The sequence below is a fragment of the Brevibacillus sp. TJ4 genome (assembly GCF_044627595.2).
In the GTDB taxonomy this organism is placed as follows: Bacteria; Bacillota; Bacilli; order Brevibacillales; family Brevibacillaceae; genus Brevibacillus.
Genome location: NZ_CP185865.1, coordinates 3,247,141 through 3,264,078, shown reverse-complemented (window position 1 = coordinate 3,264,078; position 16,938 = coordinate 3,247,141). Strand labels below are relative to the sequence as shown.

Genomic DNA, 16,938 nt, shown 5'->3' with positions numbered 1-16,938 from the left:
GTTTACAGGATAACGCGTTTTGTTATAATGGGAACATAATCGAACCAGTGGTCAGACCACTGCCGAGGCACCATAAAAAACGATTGAAGTTTGTGAAATGGGCAAGACTGCAATAGAAAAAGATCAAACGTGAATGGAGTGGTTATTGTGTCCAATCTCAGAGAGGAAGCGTTGGAACTTCACAGAAAGAATAAAGGAAAGCTGGAGGCAGTGACGAAAGTGCCGGTTCGCGATGCGCGCGACCTTAGTCTGGCTTATTCTCCTGGTGTAGCAGAACCGTGCAAGGACATTTTTGACGACACATCCAAAGTGTACGAGTATACGATGAAAGGCAACCTGGTTGCTGTTGTAACGGACGGAACGGCAGTTCTCGGCCTGGGCAACATCGGACCGGAAGCGGCGATGCCAGTTATGGAAGGCAAAGCGGTACTGTTCAAATCGTTTGCTGGCGTAGACGCTTTCCCGATTTGCCTGAACACCAATGACGTGGATAAAATCGTGGAAACAGTCAAACTTCTGGAGCCGACATTTGGCGGCGTCAACCTGGAAGACATCGCAGCTCCTGCCTGCTTCGAAATCGAGGAGCGCCTGAAAAAAGAAACGAACATCCCGGTGTTCCACGACGATCAGCACGGTACCGCGATCGTTACTGCAGCTGGTCTGATCAACGCCCTGCGCGTCGTCGGCAAAAAGCTGGAAGACATTCGCGTGGTGACCAACGGCGCTGGCGCTGCCGGTATCGCCATCATCAAGCTGCTCTTGTCCATGGGCGTCAAAGACGTGATCATGTGCGACACCAAAGGCATTGTCTATGAAGGCCGTCCGTTCGGAATGAACGCTGTAAAAGAAGAGATGGCGAAAATCACCAACCGCAGCAAGATCGAAGGCAACCTGGCCGACGCGATGAAAGGTGCAGACGTATTCATCGGCGTTTCCGTAGCAGGAGCTGTCACAGCGGACATGGTTCGCTCCATGAACCGCGATGCGATCATCTTCGCGATGGCCAACCCGGTTCCGGAGATCATGCCGGAAGAAGCCAAGGCTGCCGGAGCGGCTGTCATGGGTACCGGACGTTCCGACTTCCCGAACCAGGTCAACAACGTACTTGCCTTCCCGGGCATTTTCCGCGGAGCGTTGGACACGCGCGCGACCACGATCAACGAAGAAATGAAACTGGCTGCTGTATACGCGATCGCAGATTTGATCGCACCGGAAGAGCTGTCCAGTGAAAAGGTCATTCCCGCTCCATTCGATCCACGCGTCGCTCCAAGCGTCGCCGCGGCAGTGGCAAAAGCGGCAATGGAGAGCGGTGTCGCCCGCATCACGGTCGACCCGGAAGAAGTAAAAGCGAGAACAGAAAAGCTGGCGGCGATTTCCTACCAGCAAGTATAATAGACGGATGATTCGCCTGGCGAAAGCGGGATCGGGGTTTTCGGCAGGCGCCAAAGGAGGAGAAAGCGTGCTCGACGCTTCCCAAGAGCGAAAGGTATACGAAGGAATTCTCCTGCAAATCCATCAGATTGTCCAAGAGCGCAACCTGCGTCCCGGCGACAAGCTCCCCTCCGAGCGGGAGCTGTCGGAGCAACTGGGGGCAGGCCGTTCTTCTGTTCGCGAGGCATTGCGGGCATTGGAACTTCTCGGGCTGATCGAAACGCGGCGGGGAGAAGGGACGTTTCTGAAGCACTACCGCCACAACCGCTTCATCGACATTCTCGGGTTTTTTATCCTCCAGGACGGGAAGTCGAAGAAAGACCTCGTGGAAATGCGCAAAATTCTCGAACTCGATGCCGTGCGGCTGGCCTGTCGGCGGGCGACGGATAAGCACTTTGAGGAAATGGAGCGCATTCTCAAGATCGCGGAAGAGCGTGTGGAGCGCGGAGAAGTACCCGCAGAAGAAGATTACCAGTTTCACCGCGTAATTTGCCGATCCAGCCGCAATTCGATTCTGCACCGCATCTGGGCGCCGCTTGTCGAGTACAGCAACAGCGTGCGCGTCGAGTCGCTGTCTCGCGAGGGCAGAGCCAGGGCAGCGGTGCAGGAACATCGGGAGATCATGGAGGCAATCCGTGCCGGTGAAGTTTCGGTCGCAGTAGAGAAGATGAAGCAACATTTGGACAATAGCAAGCTGTGATCCCTGTATTTGCGGCGTGCGCGGGCGCTGTGATATGATGATGCAGACCTGTATTGGTGATGAAGGAGGAAGCCAGCATGTGGACGGTCATCTACATCGCCCCCAGCGCAAAAATAGCTGATCGGATTCAGCAACGATTGACGGAGGAAGGATTTCTGGTCAAGGTTCGCGAAGGGAAAGTATCCAAGCAATTCGAGATTCTCGTCCCGGAAAGCGAAGTTCCTGAAGTCCAGGAAATTTTTGGCACGATCCTTCACTGAAGAGAAAGGTGGGGTGCAACGGTGCTCAAAGACCTGTTTGGAAAAAAACGCAAATTTGCTACCGTCCCCTCGGTATCGGTCTCACGCGATCCCGCTTCCGCAAATGATGCAAAGGAAGCGGGTGTCCGCGAAAAGGAAGTTCCCGAGGGACTGATGAATAAATGCCCGCACTGCGGGACGATCCACTACTCCAAGGATCTGGAAAAAAACCTGCGCGTCTGCAAGGGCTGCCAGTACCATTTTTCCATGACCGCCCCGGAGCGTCTGGCTGCTTTGCTGGATGACGGCGCGTTGCTGGAAGAGTTTGACGCCAACCTGATTACCTCCAATCCGCTCGGGTTTCCGGGATACCTGGAAAAGCTGGAGAAGGACATGGCTGCGACCAACCTGAACGAGGCAGTGGTCACAGGCGAGGGACTGCTGGAAGGAAACAGGGTCGTCATCGGGGTAATGGACTCCCGTTTCCGGATGGCGAGCATGGGGTCTGTCGTCGGGGAAAAAATCACCCGGGCGATCGAGCGGGCGATTGAGAGACGTCTGCCGTTTATCCTGTTTTCGGCTTCCGGCGGTGCGCGCATGCAGGAAGGCGTACTCAGCCTGATGCAGATGGCCAAGACGAGCGCGGCTTTGTCCAGACTGGACAAGGAGCGTCTGCTGTTCATCTCGGTCTTGACCAACCCGACGTTTGGCGGCGTGTCGGCGAGCTTTTCCTCTCTCGGGGATTACAATATCGCCGAGCCGGGCGCGATGATCGGATTTGCCGGGCGCAGGGTCATCGAACAGACGATTCGCCAGGAGCTGCCGAAAGATTTTCAGACAGCAGAATTCTTGCTGCAACACGGTCAGCTTGACATGGTCGTACACCGCAAGGAAATGCGTACGACGCTGGCGAAGCTGGTCGAGATGCACACGACGCAGGAAGGAGTGGAAGCATGGCTGGAGAGCTCCCCTTTGAAAAGCCTTTAGTAGAACTGCGCGATAAAATCAAGGAACTGCGTCGCTTTACTGAAGAAAAAGGAATCGATGTGTCCGAGGAAGTAAAGCGGCTGGAGCAAAAGGCCAAGGATCTGGCAGAGGAAATCTACGGAAACCTGACGCCGTGGCAGCGCGTGCAGTTGGCAAGGCATCCGGAGCGGCCGACGACGCTTGACTACATAAAGCTGTTGTTCACCGATTTTATCGAGGTTCACGGGGATCGGGTCTTCGGCGATGATCAGGCCATCGTGGGCGGTATCGCCAAGCTGGATGGCCGTCCGGTAACGATCGTCGGCCACCAGAAAGGGAAGGACACAAAAGACAACATCAAGCGCAACTTCGGGATGGCGCATCCGGAAGGGTACCGCAAAGCGCTGCGCATCATGGAGCAGGCAAACAAGTTCGGCAGACCGATCATTTGCTTTATCAATACAGCGGGCGCATATCCCGGCAAGGCGGCAGAGGAACGCGGGCAGAGTGAAGCAATTGCGCGCAACTTGCGGGAAATGGCCACTTTTGGCGTGCCGATCATCTGCATCGTCATCGGCGAAGGCGGAAGCGGCGGCGCTTTGGCGATTGGCGTGGGCAACCGCGTCTGGATGCTGGAGAACTCCTACTACTCCGTCATCGCCCCGGAGAGCGCTGCGGCGATTCTCTGGCGTGACGCGGGACTGGGCATGAAGGCTGCCGAATCGATGAAAATCACTGCTCCGGACTTGCTCTCTCTGCAAGTCATCGACGGTATTATCCCGGAACCGTTTGGCGGTGCACACCGCGACCTGGCAAAACAGGCGAGCGACGTCAAACGGGTGATCGTTGAACAATTGCAACAGCTCTCGCATTTGACTCCTGAACAATTGGTACAGGACCGTTACGAGAGATTCAAGAAGATTGGTGAATTCGCCTCCTTGTAATTGCAGGGGGCGTTTTTTCCTTTTATCTGCAAGGATTATCTGCTACAATCAGATTCGGATAAGCGAGTTGTCTGATCTTTCGAAAAGTATGGCACATACCTGTGAAATTGTATAACAGATATGGTTTTTGGAATGATACAGCGTGTTTTGTTGCAGGTATGACACATACTGTTTCCGGTTGAAAGACATGCTAATCAGGATAAGGAGTGGGTGCACATGCAAAAGATCGCTGTACTGACAAGCGGAGGCGACGCACCGGGCATGAATGCGGCCGTCCGTGCAGCCGTTCGCCGGGCAGCCTATCACGGTGTGCAAATGTACGGGGTGTACCACGGATACGAAGGTCTGATGAACGGCCACATCGAAGAGATGACCCTCGGCTCTGTAGGGGACATCATTCACCGTGGCGGTACGATTTTGTACTCTGCGCGCAGTGAAGCATTCAAGACGGACGAAGGGCAGCAAAAAGCGGTGGAGCAATTGCGCAAGCACGACATCGAAGGCTTGATCGTAATTGGCGGAGACGGCTCGTTCCGCGGCGCCCAGAAGCTGACCGAAAAAGGCTTTCCGACGATTGGCGTGCCGGGCACGATCGACAACGACATCCCCTGCACCGACTTTACGATTGGCTTTGACACTGCCTTGAATACGATTGTGGAAGCGATTGACAAGATCCGCGACACAGCGACTTCGCATGAGCGCACCTACATTATCGAGGTGATGGGACGCGATGCCGGCGACCTCGCGTTGTGGGCAGGGCTGGCCGCCGGGGCGGAGTCGATTATCATTCCCGAGGAAGACCATGACCTTGAGGATATTGTAGAGCGTCTTCACGCCGGACAAAAGCGCGGCAAAAAGCACTCGATCATCATCGTCGCAGAAGGAGTGGGCAGCGCCTCCTCCTTTGCCGAAGCGATCACCAAGGCTACCGGCTGGGAGACGAGAGTGACCGTATTGGGACACATCCAGAGAGGCGGTTCGCCGACTGCGATGGACCGGATGCTGGCCAGCCGGATGGGGGCAGCAGCCGTCGATCTTTTGTTGGAAGGCAAGCGTGACAGAATGGTGGGAATCCAGAACAACGTCATCGTCGACGTCGATTTTGCAGAGGCGCTGGCAAAAAAGCACAAGCTGGATTTGTCCGTCTACCATCTGGCCCGCACGTTGTCGATATAAACAGGCGTACTGCCGCAGGGAGTATTAGAGGAGGCTTACACACATGTTGAGAAAGTCAAAAATCGTATGTACCATTGGTCCCGCAAGTGAATCGGTGGAGATGCTGAAAAAGCTGATCTTCGCCGGAATGAACGTCGCCCGACTCAACTTTTCCCACGGTTCCCACGAGGAACACGCCGCCCGCATCGCCAATATCCGCCAGGCAGCAGAAGAGACTGGCAAGCCCGTCGCGATTTTGCTCGACACCAAAGGACCGGAAATTCGCACCGGCACGCTGTCTGTTGACGCCGTCGAGCTGGTGGAAGGCGAGCGGATCATTCTGACCACAGAGGAAGTGGCCGGTACCGCCGAGCGCGTCTCGATCACGTACGGACAATTGACCGAGGACGTGAAGCCGGGCGATACCATCCTGATTGACGATGGCCTGATCGGGCTGAGCGTGGAGGAAGTAAAAGGCAACGACATCGTCTGTCTGATCCGCAACGGCGGCACGCTGAAAAGCAAGAAGGGCGTCAATGTGCCCGGCGTCAAAATCAACCTGCCGGGAATTACGGAAAAAGACGCGCAGGACATCGTCTTCGGCATCCAGCAAGGCGTCGACTTCATCGCTGCCTCGTTTGTCCGCAAGGCATCCGACATCCTGGAAATCAGGCAGATTCTGGAGCAAAACAACGCCAGCATCGACATCATTGCCAAAATCGAAAACCAGGAAGGCGTAGACAATGTAGATGAAATTCTCGATGTGTGCGATGGGCTGATGGTAGCGCGCGGCGACCTTGGCGTGGAAATCCCTGCGGAGGAAGTGCCGCTCGTCCAGAAACAGTTGATCAAAAAGTGCAACGAGCGAGCCAAGCCGGTTATTACCGCGACACAAATGCTCGATTCGATGCAGCGCAATCCGCGTCCGACGCGTGCGGAGGCGAGCGATGTAGCCAATGCGATTTTTGACGGGACCGATGCGATCATGCTGTCGGGAGAGACGGCAGCCGGGAAATATCCGCTCGAGTCGGTGCAGACGATGGACCGCATCGCCGTACGTGCGGAGCAGGAGCTGAACTACCGGGAAATCCTCAACACCCAGGCCATGCTCAAGCAGGTGACGATTACCGATGCGATCTCCCAGGCAGTCTCCAATGCCGCTCTCGACCTGAATGCGGCAGCGATCATTACGGCGACGGAAAGCGGACATACGGCGCGGATGGTGTCCAAATTCCGTCCCAAGGCGCCAATCGTGGCTGTCACTCCGCATGCCCATGTGATTCGCCGTCTGTCGCTGGTCAACGGGGTCTATCCCGTCCACGGCGTCATGGCCAACACGACCGATGAGATGCTGGAGATGTCCGTGCAGGAGGCGCTGCGCAGCGGCTTCGTCCGCCACGGAGACCTGGTCGTGATCACGGCGGGCGTGCCGGTGCGCGAAGTAGGCACGACCAACCTGATGAAAATTCACGTGATCGGCGATATTGTCGCCAAGGGACAGGGGATTTTGCGCAAGGTCGTATCGGGCAAAGTCGTCATCGCCCGTTCGGCAGCGGAAGCGCTGGCCAAGACCGAAGAAGGCTCCATCCTGGTTATGATCGGCACGGATGCCGAGATGGTCGAAGCCTTCAAGAAGGCGGGCGCTGTCATCACCGAGGAAGGCGGCTTGACCTCCCATGCGGCGATTGTCGGCTTGAACCTGAACGTCCCGGTCATCCTCGGAGTACCCCTGGCGACCGAGATCTTGAAGGACGGCATGGTAGTGACAGTAGATTCCGAGCGGGGGCATATTTATTCCGGACATGCCCGAGTGCTCTAGGAAAAAAGAATCAATTTTCCATCTGGAAAAAACAGGAGGGCGACAAAATGTCGCCCTTTTTCTCTTTCAATGGTATCATGTTGTCTTCTGCGCGCGGTGACCGACGCCCGATTTTTCGCCGTTTTTTTGCCGTGAAAAAGAACGGGTTTCACCCGGCGATCGGCTGTATCTCATCGTCTGCGAAGGCAGGGTAAACTAGTTAAAAATACCTGTTTTGTTGTCAAGCATTATTTTTGTAAAACACTAGATATAGTATTGTCGAAAATTATTGCTTACTACATATTGAGAAAACTATTGAGTTTTTCCAAGAAAAAGAGTTAACTAGGAAGTATAGATTTGAAGGAGGAAACGATATGCTAGCCACTGAGTCGATTACGAGGACCCACTTTTTGAGGGATGAATTTTTAGCGCAGTATCCTGATTTTCCAGCACATATGAACCCGCTTGGGCAATTTGTTTACTACCGTACTTATTCTCGTTTTATCCCGGAAAAAGGAAGAAGGGAAACCTGGAAAGAGACCTGCCGTCGCTCGGTGGATTACAATATCAAGCTCGCCTATCAGCACCTGCAAAAGATCGGCCTGGACATCGATGTTCAGAAGCTGGAAAAAGAGGCGGAAGGCTTGTTTGACAACATGTTCAACCTTCGCCAGTTTCTTTCTGGACGCACGCTGTGGGTTGGCGGTGCGGAAAATGGCGTAGCCGATTTGTACCCGCTGGCCAACTTCAACTGCTCTTTTTTGAACATCAAGTCCTGGAACGATCTGGGCGATCTGTTCTATTTGCTGTTGGTCGGTACGGGTGTCGGCTTCAAGTGCACAAAGGAAATGGCGGCTGGCCTGACTCCGATCCGCACGAATGTCACCCTGCTCTCATCCGAGTACAATCCGTTGCCGAAGCACCAGCGCCTCGAGCGTTCGGAGCTGAACGTACTGGAAAACGGCTTCGCCAAAATTTACGTCGGGGACAGCAAGGAAGGCTGGGTCGAATCGCTGCGCCTGTACCTGCAAATCCTGACGGAAAAAGAGTACGAGCATATCCATACGGTCAAAATTTCCTACAACAGCGTCCGTCCAAAAGGGGAGCGGCTGAAGCGCTTTGGCGGAACGGCAAGCGGGCATGAGCCGCTTCGCGAAATGTTCGAAGGCATCGACAAGGTGCTGAAAAACAAAATTGATCCCGAGCTTGCGCCGATTCAGGCAGATGAAAAAGGATACGGCAAGGTTCGTCCGATTCACATTCTGGACATCGGCAACCTGATCGGAGCCAACGTGGTCGTAGGCGGCGTGCGCCGGACAGCGGAAATCTTCCTGTTTGACCATGACGATTACGAGTGCATGCTCGCCAAGTACGGCATCAACGGGTTCTGGACAGAAGAGCAGCTCGCTCACCATCGCAGAGTGGGAGAACTGTTGGGTGCGCACAAGCCGAGCTGGTTTGACAGCATTCAAAAAGTCGGTGATGGCCGCTTTGGGCTGGACCACCGCAGAATGTCCAACAACTCGATCGCGTTCCAAAGCAAGCCGTCCCGCGAATTTTTGCATCTCGTCTTCACGCTGATGCAACTGGAAGGCGAGCCTGGCTTCGTCAACCTGGAAGAGGCAAACCGGCGTCGCCCGAACGCCGAAGGGCTGAATCCGTGCGCGGAAATTTTGCTCGATTCCTACGGTGTCTGCAACTTGACGACAGTCAACCTCGTCGGCTTCGTCAAGCAAAACCCGGACGGTTCCCACTACCTCGATCTCGAAGGGCTGCTGGAAGCACAGCGCAAATCGGCGCGCGCAGGCTTGCGCATGACGCTGGTGACGCTGGAGCTGCCGCACTGGGACGTCGTGCAGCAGCGCGACAGACTGCTGGGTACGTCGTTGACAGGGGTAAAGGACGCGCTGGCTACGCTCGGCTACACCGAGGAGCAGGAGCTGGAACTGCTGCGCATGCTGGGCGACGCAGCGCGTGATGAAGCGGATCGCTACGCGTATGAACTGCGCGTCAACTCTCCGCTGCTGGTCACGACCGTGAAGCCTGAGGGTACACTCTCCCAGGTGGCGGGTGGAGTCTCCAGCGGCTTGCACTGGTCCCATTCGCCGTACTATATCCGCCGTATTCGGATCAATGCCGAAGATCCGTTGGCGAAAGCAGTACAGCAATTGGGCTGGACGATCAATCCAGAGGTGGGTACGCCAGGCGAGACGTATGAAGAGCGGATGGCCAATGCCCGTACGCTGGTAATCGATTTCCCTGTCGCCTCTGGTGCGCAGGAAACGAAAAACGAAGTGAGCGCAAAGCGCCAATTCGATACGTACTTCCGCTTCCAGAAGGAGTACACCGAGCACAACTCGTCCAACACGATTACCGTGCGCAAGGAAGAGTGGGGCGAAGTCGAGGAAATCGTCTACGGAAACTGGGATAATTTCGTCGGCGTCTCCTTCCTGCAGCTGGACGGTGGAAACTACCAGCTGGCTCCGTACGAGGAGTGCACAAAGGAAGAGTACGAGCGCCTGAAAGCCTCCATGAAGCCGTTTGATCCGGCGATTCTGCAACGCTTTGAGACCGGTGCGGATGCAGATTTGTCGACTGCGGAAGCATGCGAAGGCGGAGCGTGCCCGATTCGCTAACAAGCCGAATGAAGAAAAAGAGCAGGACTGCCTGGTGCAGCCTGCTCTATTTTGTTGTGTACCGAGAACGCGGTGCCTTTTTGCTGCGTTTTCTCATCATAGAATTTCACTGCTATGGTAGAATGAAGGTATGAGAAAGGGGCGATGTACGTGAGTCCGATTATTCATTCCCACTCCTTTCGCGTCCGTTACGGCGAGACCGACCAAATGGGTGTGGTGTATCATGCCAACTACTTGAACTGGTTTGAGATGGGGCGTACCGAGCTGATCCGCAGCGCTGCGCTCTCCTATCGGCAACTGGAAGAAAAAGGGGTGCTTCTGCCGCTTACCGATGCCGTCGTTTCCTATAAAAAACCGGCGCGTTATGACGATCTTCTGGAAGTGCGCACAATCGTCGAAGAAATTACACCTGTGCGTCTGACCTTTGCCTACGAAATTTACCGGATGCCGGACGAAGAGCTGCTGGTGACCGGAAAGACGATGCACGTCTTTACCTCCACGAGCTTGCGGCCGATCCGCCTTAACCGCGTGGAACCCGAGTTGTATCAATGGCTGGAGCTGCAGCAGCAGGGAGAAGGTGCGCGATGATGTTTCGCATCCTGCTGGTTCTGTTTATTGTCGTGCCTGCGATAGAACTGTGGGGGATCATCACGGTCGGCAAGCTGATTGGCGGCTGGCCTACGGTGGGCCTGGTGATCCTGACCGGTTTTTTGGGTGCATGGCTGGCCAAGCGGCAAGGCTTGCAGGTGTTCCGGCTGGTCCAGTTGCAGCTCTCCCGCGGCCAGATGCCGACCGAGTCGCTCATCGACGGCGCACTGGTCTTGGTGGGCGGCGTCCTGCTGCTGTCCCCCGGTTTTTTCAGCGATACGATCGGCTTTTTGCTGCTCATCCCCTACACGCGGATGATCGTTCGCCACCTCTTGAAGCTGTGGCTGTGGAGGCTGATCGCGACAGGGCGGATTCACCTCATTTTCCGCAGATAGATAGGCATGCCACTCGACCATTCCACCATGAAAAAACCGCTTGCGCCACGATCCGGTGCAAGCGGTTTTTGCGTATCGGGAGAGCCTAAATCTTGCCGAATTTTATGTAGCGCCACAGGTCGGAGAAGACGTTTGACTTGACCAGTGCGTTGATCAGCACCAGCGACACCGGACCGATGATCAAGCCGATGAAGCCGAACAACTGCAAGCCGACAAACAGCGCGACGAGGGTGAGCAGCGGGTCCAGCCCGACGTTTTCCGCCACGACTTTCGGCTCGATGATTTGCCGGAAGACGAGGACGACGCCGTAGAGGATGGACAAGCCGATGACCAGGCTGTAATTCCCTTTGAAGAACAGGTAGATGATCCAGGGAACAAACACCGTTCCTGTCCCCAAATAGGGAAGCAGGTCGACCAGACCGGTAATCAGGCCGATCGTGATCGCGTAATTGACGTCGAGAATGAGCAAGCCGATGATGACGATTGCCGCCGTCAGCGAGATCAATGTAATTTGGGCCTTGAGGAAGCCGAAAAGAGCGGAGCGCAAATCTGCGACGATCTGGTCCATCCGCGAGTTGACGACCTTCGGCAGAACCCGGCGCAAGCGGATTTTCCAGACGTAAAAATCTTTCGAGATGAAAAATGCGCCGATCAGCGAGATGACGGCAACCGTGGCCAGGCTGGGCAACGACAGCAAAAATCGTCTGAGGCCGTCCAAAAAGCCGATAATCAGGTTTTGTCCCGCTTGCGTAATCGTGGAAATGCCGTCGGCCAGCAGACGGTCCACACGTTGCTCGAAATCGGGCCCCAACTGCGTGTACAGCCACTGGAGCTGCTGGTACAGCCCCGTCAAGAACTCCTGCGAAATCGTCGTCTGCAAATAGTGGGACAGCTCGTTGACGAAGCCGGGCAGAAGCCTGGACAGTTCGTTGATTTCCATCACGATCTGTGTGACGGTCAGGCCGATCGCAGCACTTGCCAGCAGGATCAACAGCAGCAGGGCGACAGTAACGGACAGCCAGCGGGGAAAGCGGAATTTGGTCGTCATAAAGTTGACAGGCCGATTAATCAAAAGCGCGATGAGTAAGGCAATCAAAAATGGGTAAAGTAAGGGTGTTCCGAATGTAACGAGTACATACACAGCGTAGACAATCAAGCAAATCACGAGAAAACGAATGATCTGAAACAGGCGGTCGACCCAGTTTTCGCGATTCAACAAACGCTCTCCTTTCCGCGAATGCTGCCAGATGATGGATTGTACCTCTATTATGCAGCATGCGGAATGGGCGGAGCAAGGTCCAACAGTACCGTGCTGTCATTGCGGTACTTTTCGAGGCAGATTTCACAAAAAAACAAAACTCCGTTTCACCCTTCGAAACATTTTTTCGCTTACCTTATTCACAAAGTCGCAATAATCTTTTATAATTGGGTCGAATTAAGGTGGATTCTTTTAACTCGCCATGCGAAGTGGAACGGTGCCATTCGGTATTCTCTTCTCTAGCCCCTGTCGCATCTGAGGGAATCAGGTAGGGATTTTGCATGGAGTACATTCCCAGACATGAGTGGTGGGTGAAAGAACCCCTGCTTACAACTTCATAAATACGTCATCATAGCCATCAGTTCTTTCGTTTAGCCGGTCATCAGGGGACAAGCGAGGACTGGGAAGCACTACTACTCGAATGGAAAAGGAGAGGGAATTCTATGACAGCTACCCGTGGACTGGAAGGAATTGTTGCCGCTGAATCATCCATCTGTTCGATCGTTGATGGTGTTCTCTGTTACGGGGGAATTAACATCGATGAACTGGCAGAGTATGCAAGCTTCGAAGAAGTAATCTACCTGCTCTGGCATGGAGCGTTACCGAAGCGCGATCAGCTGGAAGAGTTGAACAAGCAATTGGGTGCAAATGCTGCGGTACCGGCAGAGGTACTGGAGAGCATCCGCAACTATCCGCAAGGTGTACACCCTATGGCGGCTTTGCGTACAGCTGTCTCTTCGTTAGCGCTCTACGACAAGGAAGCCCAAGAGATGACACCGGAGGCTAACTACCGCAAGTCGATCCGTCTGATGGCGCAAACGCCGACACTGGTCGCTGCTTTTGCCCGCATGCGTAAAGGACTCGAACCGGTAGCTCCGAAAACGGACTATAGCATTGCCCAAAACTTCCTGTACATGCTGACAGGTGAAGAGCCGACCGAAACAGCCGTAAAAGCATTCAACGTCGCGCTGATCCTGCACGCAGACCACGAGTTGAACGCATCCACCTTTGCTGCACGTGTAACGGTAGCGACCCTGACTGATATCTACTCCGGAATCGTGTCCGCAATCGGCACGCTGAAAGGTCCACTGCATGGTGGCGCAAACGAAGCGGTTGCCAAAATGCTGACTGAAATCGGTTCCATGGACAACGTGGAAAGCTACGTCCGCAAGAAGCTGGACAACAAGGAAAAAATCATGGGCTTCGGTCACCGCGTCTACAAGGATGGAGATCCTCGCGCGAAATGGCTGAAACAGATGTCCAAGGAACTGACTGCGCAAATTGGTCGTCCTGAGCTGTACGAAATGTCCGTCAAGATCGACGATATGGTCAGCAGTGAAAAAGGTCTGAAGCCAAACGTGGACTTTTACTCTGCGTCCGTTTACATCTCGCTGGGACTGGAGATCGACCTGTTTACACCGATCTTTGCCATCAGCCGCATGTCCGGATGGACGGGGCACATCATGGAGCAGTATGAAAACAACCGCCTGATCCGCCCGCGCGCTGATTACACAGGTCCTGTCAACCAGCATTACGTACCGATCGACCGTCGCTAGAGGGCAGTTGCCGCGGTTTTGACAGACGTCTTGCGCGGCAGTCCTGGCGAAACAAACTGAACTACCACCCGCAAGTGGTAGTTCTGCTGCGTCTTACTTCGATTCTTCACCATTTCACATATTTTGGAGGGATTTTACGTGTTCAAAAACCTGTCGCTGCCGACAAACGGCGAAAAAATCACAGTAGACAACGGAAAACTGGTAGTGCCAAACAACCCGATCGTGCCTTTCATCGAAGGTGACGGTACAGGTCCTGATATCTGGAACGCTTCTGTCCGCGTCCTCGATGCGGCTGTAGAAAAAGCGTACAAAGGCGAGAAAAAAATCGCGTGGTTCGAAGTATTTGCAGGTGAAAAAGCATTCAACCAGTTTGGCGAATGGCTCCCTGAGGACACTCTGACTGCTGTCCGCGAATACCTGATCGCGATCAAAGGACCTCTGACCACACCTGTTGGCGGCGGAATCCGCTCCATCAACGTAGCGCTTCGCCAAGAGCTGGACCTGTATGCATGCGTGCGTCCTGTCCAATACTTCGACGGCGTTCCTTCCCCGGTGAAGCATCCTGAGCTGACTGACATGGTCATCTTCCGCGAAAACACTGAAGACATCTACGCTGGCGTAGAATGGGCAGAAGGCACTCCGGAAGTGAAAAAAGTAATCGAATTCCTGCAAAAAGAAATGGGCGTGAAGAAAATCCGCTTCCCGGAAACATCCGGTATCGGTATCAAGCCTGTATCCAAAGAAGGTACCGAGCGTCTGGTTCGCGCAGCGATCAACTACGCACTCGACAACAAACGCAAATCCGTAACGCTGGTACACAAAGGCAACATTATGAAATTCACCGAAGGCGCGTTCAAAAACTGGGGTTATGCAGTAGCTGAAGCGGAATTCGGCGACAAAGTGTTCACTTGGGCACAATACGACCGCATCAAAGCGGAAGGCGGCGACGCGGACAAAGCACAAAAAGAAGCAGAAGCAGCAGGCAAAATCATCGTCAAAGACGTGATTGCTGACGCCTTCCTGCAACAAATCCTGACTCGTCCTGCTGAGTACGATGTCGTAGCTACCCTGAACCTGAACGGTGACTACGTATCCGACGCGCTGGCTGCACAAGTAGGCGGCATCGGAATCGCTCCGGGAGCAAACATCAACTACCTGACTGGTCATGCGATCTTCGAAGCGACACACGGTACAGCTCCGAAATACGCAGGTCTGGACAAAGTAAACCCTTCGTCCGTCATTTTGTCCGGCGAAATGCTGCTGCGTCACCTGGGCTGGAACGAAGCGGCTGACCTGATCATCAACTCCATGGAAAAAACGATCTCTGCGAAAACAGTAACGTACGACTTCGCTCGCCTGATGGAAGGCGCGAAAGAGCTGAAGTGCTCCGAGTTCGCGGATGAACTGATCAAAAATATGTAAGACCCGTTAGGCCATACTGTGATGTACCTTTCTTACACATGCATATAGGAGGGAACGTAAAGATGGCATTCCAACGCAAAAAAATCGCTGTCGTCGGCAGCGGCTTCACCGGAGCTACCACTGCCTTTATCCTCGGTCAAAAAGAACTGGGAGACATCGTGCTGGTGGATATTCCACAGTTGGAGAACCCGACCAAAGGGAAAGCCTTGGACATGATGGAATCATCGCCTGTACTCGGCTTTGACGCCAACATCACCGGTACGGCAGACTACGCCGACATCAAAGACGCCGATCTGGTCATCATCACCGCAGGGATTGCCCGCAAGCCGGGCATGTCCCGCGACGACCTGGTCAACACCAATGCAGGCATCATGCGCTCCGTAGCGGAACAGGTGAAAACCTATGCGCCAAACTCGACTGTAATCGTCCTGTCCAACCCGGTAGACGCGATGACGTACACCTTCTTCAAGACTTCCGGCTTTCCGAAGGAGCGCGTCATTGGCCAATCCGGCGTGCTCGACACCGCTCGTTTCCGCACCTTCGTAGCGATGGAGCTGAACGTGTCGGTAGAAGACGTCACCGGCTTTGTACTGGGCGGACATGGCGATGAGATGGTTCCATTGGTCCGCTACTCCTACGCTGGCGGCATCCCGTTGGAAACATTGATTCCGAAAGAGCGTCTGGATGCCATCGTGGAGCGTACCCGCAAAGGCGGCGGAGAAATCGTCAACCTGCTGGGCAACGGTTCCGCTTACTACGCGCCTGCCGCTTCCCTCGTGCAAATGGCAGAAGCGATTCTCAAAGACAAGAAACGTATTCTTCCTTCCATCGCCCTGCTGCAAGGCGAGTACGGTTACCAGGACATCTACCTGGGCGTACCAACTTTGCTCGGCGGCAACGGTATCGAGAAGGTCATCGAGTTGGAACTGACTGCTGAGGAAAAGGCAGCTCTCGACAAGTCTGCTGAAGCAGTACGCAACGTACTGTCCGTACTGAAATAAATCGGCAAGCCAACCCAAAGGCGCCTCTCCATTTCGGAGGGGCGCCTTTGTCTTTACAAAAAAATTACTTGTCTTTTATAGAGCCGATTTGGCAGACTGAGAATGTAACAATGGCGACTTTGGGGGGAAAATACGAGATGATAAAGATACTGGTTGTGGACGATGAAGTTTCCATTGTCAAGCTGCTGCAATTCAATTTGGAAAAGTCCGGTTTTCAGGTTGCGACAGCTTTTGACGGCAAGCAAGCGCTGGAAATGGTGAAGAGCGAGCAGCCTGATTTTCTTATACTTGACTTGATGCTGCCAAAAATGGACGGCATGGATGTATGCAAGACGCTTCGCCAGGAACGCAACAATATCCCGATCCTGATGCTGACAGCAAAGGATGATGAGCTGGATAAAATTCTCGGATTGGAGCTGGGAGCGGACGACTACCTGACCAAGCCGTTCAGCCCGCGCGAGGTCGTGGCCCGGGTCAAGGCGATTTTGCGCCGCTACCAGATCACCCCTGAGGTTGGTGACTCTCCGGAGCATGCCGTGATTACCCTCGGTGAGATTCGCATCTACCCCGAGAAGTACGAAGTGTACCGCAACGAGGACAAGATTGAACTGACACCAAAGGAGTTTGAATTGCTCCATTACCTGGCTAATCACCAGGGAAGGGTCCTGACGCGCGATCAACTGCTCAATGCCGTCTGGAACTACGACTTTATCGGAGATTCGCGGATTGTCGACGTGCATGTCAGCCATCTTCGGGAAAAACTGGAGGATGACACGAAAAATCCGCGCTACATCAAGACGGTTCGCGGTCTGGGGTACAAACTGGAAGGGTAACAGAACAGGAGGCCTG

15 protein-coding genes are annotated in these 16,938 nt (G+C 54.3%); 14 read left to right on the top strand and 1 reads right to left on the bottom strand.

The features are described 5' to 3' along the window. Positions 1-147 precede the first annotated feature (147 nt). From ACAF76_RS16030 to ACAF76_RS15985, 10 genes are all read left to right on the top strand, one after another. Complete coding sequence (locus ACAF76_RS16030; protein WP_400161863.1) at positions 148-1,392, top strand: NADP-dependent malic enzyme; 1,245 nt, start codon at positions 148-150, stop codon at positions 1,390-1,392. A 67-nt stretch (positions 1,393-1,459) separates the two neighbouring features. Next, positions 1,460-2,131 (top strand): FadR/GntR family transcriptional regulator, encoded by a 672-nt coding sequence (locus tag ACAF76_RS16025; RefSeq protein ID WP_400161862.1) that lies wholly within the window; start codon positions 1,460-1,462, stop codon positions 2,129-2,131. A 77-nt stretch (positions 2,132-2,208) separates the two neighbouring features. Continuing rightward, complete coding sequence (locus ACAF76_RS16020) at positions 2,209-2,391, top strand: glutamate decarboxylase (RefSeq protein ID WP_400161861.1); 183 nt, start codon at positions 2,209-2,211, stop codon at positions 2,389-2,391. Positions 2,392-2,412: 21 nt separating this feature from the next. Further along, complete coding sequence (gene accD, locus ACAF76_RS16015) at positions 2,413-3,357, top strand: acetyl-CoA carboxylase, carboxyltransferase subunit beta (protein WP_400161860.1); 945 nt, start codon at positions 2,413-2,415, stop codon at positions 3,355-3,357. Then, positions 3,324-4,280, top strand: coding sequence for an acetyl-CoA carboxylase carboxyltransferase subunit alpha (locus ACAF76_RS16010; RefSeq protein ID WP_400161859.1), 957 nt, complete (start codon positions 3,324-3,326; stop codon positions 4,278-4,280). Before accD ends, ACAF76_RS16010 begins: the two co-directional genes overlap by 34 nt. 216 nt (positions 4,281-4,496) lie before the next feature. Continuing rightward, positions 4,497-5,456 carry a 6-phosphofructokinase gene (pfkA, locus tag ACAF76_RS16005; protein WP_400161858.1) on the top strand — a complete coding sequence of 320 codons (960 nt, stop codon included), beginning with the start codon at positions 4,497-4,499 and terminating at the stop codon, positions 5,454-5,456. Positions 5,457-5,499: 43 nt separating this feature from the next. Further along, complete coding sequence (pyk, locus tag ACAF76_RS16000) at positions 5,500-7,254, top strand: pyruvate kinase (RefSeq protein WP_400161857.1); 1,755 nt, start codon at positions 5,500-5,502, stop codon at positions 7,252-7,254. Positions 7,255-7,607: 353 nt separating this feature from the next. After that, on the top strand, positions 7,608-9,869 hold the full coding sequence (nrdJ, locus tag ACAF76_RS15995) for a ribonucleoside-triphosphate reductase, adenosylcobalamin-dependent (protein ID WP_400161856.1): 2,262 nt from the start codon (positions 7,608-7,610) through the stop codon (positions 9,867-9,869). Between the two features lie 150 nt (positions 9,870-10,019). Further along, complete coding sequence (locus ACAF76_RS15990) at positions 10,020-10,457, top strand: acyl-CoA thioesterase (RefSeq protein ID WP_400161855.1); 438 nt, start codon at positions 10,020-10,022, stop codon at positions 10,455-10,457. Beyond that, positions 10,457-10,852, top strand: coding sequence for an FxsA family protein (locus tag ACAF76_RS15985; RefSeq protein ID WP_400162074.1), 396 nt, complete (start codon positions 10,457-10,459; stop codon positions 10,850-10,852). Before ACAF76_RS15990 ends, ACAF76_RS15985 begins: the two co-directional genes overlap by 1 nt. An 85-nt stretch (positions 10,853-10,937) precedes the next feature. On the opposite strand, the gene ytvI is transcribed toward ACAF76_RS15985, so the two are convergent. Continuing rightward, a complete protein-coding gene (gene ytvI / locus ACAF76_RS15980) occupies positions 10,938-12,068 on the bottom strand; it encodes a sporulation integral membrane protein YtvI (protein WP_400161854.1) in 1,131 nt (376 codons plus the stop codon). A 485-nt stretch (positions 12,069-12,553) separates the two neighbouring features. Between ytvI and citZ the strand changes: the two genes are divergently transcribed. The 4 genes from citZ (at position 12,554) to ACAF76_RS15960 (ending at position 16,922) form a co-directional block, all read left to right on the top strand. After that, entirely contained in the window at positions 12,554-13,666 is a 1,113-nt protein-coding gene (gene citZ, locus ACAF76_RS15975) for a citrate synthase (RefSeq protein WP_400161853.1), read from the top strand. A gap of 138 nt (positions 13,667-13,804) precedes the next feature. Then, entirely contained in the window at positions 13,805-15,088 is a 1,284-nt protein-coding gene (icd, locus tag ACAF76_RS15970) for an NADP-dependent isocitrate dehydrogenase (protein ID WP_400161852.1), read from the top strand. A gap of 62 nt (positions 15,089-15,150) precedes the next feature. Continuing rightward, entirely contained in the window at positions 15,151-16,089 is a 939-nt protein-coding gene (gene mdh / locus ACAF76_RS15965) for a malate dehydrogenase (protein ID WP_400161851.1), read from the top strand. A gap of 137 nt (positions 16,090-16,226) precedes the next feature. Then, complete coding sequence (locus ACAF76_RS15960; protein ID WP_400161849.1) at positions 16,227-16,922, top strand: response regulator; 696 nt, start codon at positions 16,227-16,229, stop codon at positions 16,920-16,922. Positions 16,923-16,938 lie beyond the last annotated feature (16 nt).